General features: G+C 54.4%; 2 protein-coding genes and 1 tRNA gene. All 3 read left to right on the top strand.

What is annotated here, in order from left to right; all coding sequences use genetic code 11:
• Window positions 1-254 (top strand): His/Gly/Thr/Pro-type tRNA ligase C-terminal domain-containing protein (locus AC6F7T_RS11985; protein WP_500719157.1); only part of this gene is annotated, 254 nt, incomplete at its 5' end.
• Between the two features lie 57 nt (window positions 255-311).
• Window positions 312-1613, top strand: coding sequence for an adenylosuccinate synthase (locus AC6F7T_RS11980; protein ID WP_500719155.1), 1302 nt, complete (start codon window positions 312-314; stop codon window positions 1611-1613).
• A 52-nt stretch (window positions 1614-1665) separates the two neighbouring features.
• Window positions 1666-1741, top strand: a tRNA-Lys gene (locus AC6F7T_RS11975).
• Window positions 1742-1776 lie beyond the last annotated feature (35 nt).

Here is a 1776-nt window from a genome sequence, read left to right as displayed (position 1 = left end):
ACTCCACCGGCGACCATCTCCGAGCCGCGCAGAAACTCGCGCGTCAGTTGCGCCAACGCGGTTATTCGGTAGCACGGGACATTATCAGGCGCCAAATTGACGAAACCCTTGTTTATGCCCGCCAGATGAATTACCGTTACGTGGCAGTTGTCGCTACCGAAGATCTCGATATTGAACTGATCTCACTGGCCGATTCAAGCCGCAGTCGCATCAGTTGGCAGCAGATTGAACACCCGGACTTCATCTTGTACTGATCTTTTCTCATCGCCGGAAGCAGCAAAAACCGGCACAACAGGAGCTAGCAGGAACCTATGGCCAATATTATTATCGTCGGTGCCCAGTGGGGTGACGAAGGCAAAGGCAAAGTGGTCGACATCTACACCGAATACGCCGACAACGTCGTCCGTTTTCAGGGTGGTAACAATGCCGGGCACACCCTGGTGGTCGGTGACCAGAAAACTGTTCTGCATCTGATCCCCTCCGGTATTTTGCATCAGGGCAAACGCTGCATCATCGGTAACGGTGTGGTTCTCGACCCCAAGGTCTTCCTCGAAGAGATTGATAAACTGAAAAAACGTGGTTATTTAAAAGATGATCAGCAGTTGATGGTGGATGGTGCGGTCAATATTATCATGCCCTACCACAAAAAGATCGACATCGCCCGTGAAATGAAGTCCGGCGCCAAAAAGATCGGCACCACCGGCCGCGGTATCGGTCCCACCTACGAAGACAAGGTCGGCAGACGCGGCATCCGTTTTGCCGATCTGCTCAATCCCGAAACCTTCCGCCGCAAACTCAAAGAGATCCTGCCGGAGAAAAACTTCTTCCTGGAAAAATATCTTGGTGAAGAGCCTCTGAATGAACAGGCCATTGCTGAAGAATATCTCGGCTACGCCGAACGCCTGCGGGTGTATCTCGGCCGCGCCTCCACCACCCTCGATCAGGCCATCAAAAATGGTGAAAGCATCCTGTTTGAAGGGGCCCAGGGAAGTTTGCTCGACATTGACCACGGCACCTATCCTTACGTTACTTCATCCTCGACCATCGCCGCAGGTGCCTGCACCGGTAGCGGCCTTGGACCCCAGGTTATTGACGCAGTCATCGGCATCTCCAAGGCGTATGCTACACGCGTCGGCGAAGGCCCGTTCCCGACGGAACTGGACGATGAAATGGGGGAACGCTTGCGTACCGCAGGCAATGAATTCGGTGCCACAACCGGACGCCCACGCCGCACCGGCTGGCTCGATATTGTCGCCCTGCGTGAAGCCGTCCGTACCAACGGCATGACCGGCATCGCCCTTACCAAGATGGACGTACTGAGTGAACTGGACACTATCAAGGTCTGTACCGCTTATCGTCACGGCGAGCAGATTATCGAGGAATTCCCCCAGGACCTCGATACGTTAAGTGCCTGCTCTCCGGTATATGAGGAGATTCCCGGCTGGCAATCCGACATCAGCGAGCTGCAAAACTACGCCGATCTGCCGCAGCAGGTGCGCGACTATGTTGATAAAATAGAGAGTTGGACCGGTTGCCCCGTCGTGCTGGTATCTGTCGGCCCACGCCGCGACCAGACCCTGCAGCGCAGCAACCCTTTCACAAAAAAGTCGTGAAAAAAGGTTGACGCTCTGCAGCGATTCACGTATAAAAGCTTTCCGTTGCTACGGGCCGGTAGCTCAGTTGGTAGAGCATCTGACTTTTAATCAGATGGTCACTGGTTCGATCCCAGTCCGGCTCACCATTTAAAAAGTACCACCTGCGGGGTCATTTCCCGCA

It is taken from the genome of Pelovirga sp. (assembly GCF_059864205.1).
The sequence above is the reverse complement of the archived record's forward strand: the minus strand, read 5'-3'. Positions and strand labels throughout refer to the sequence as shown.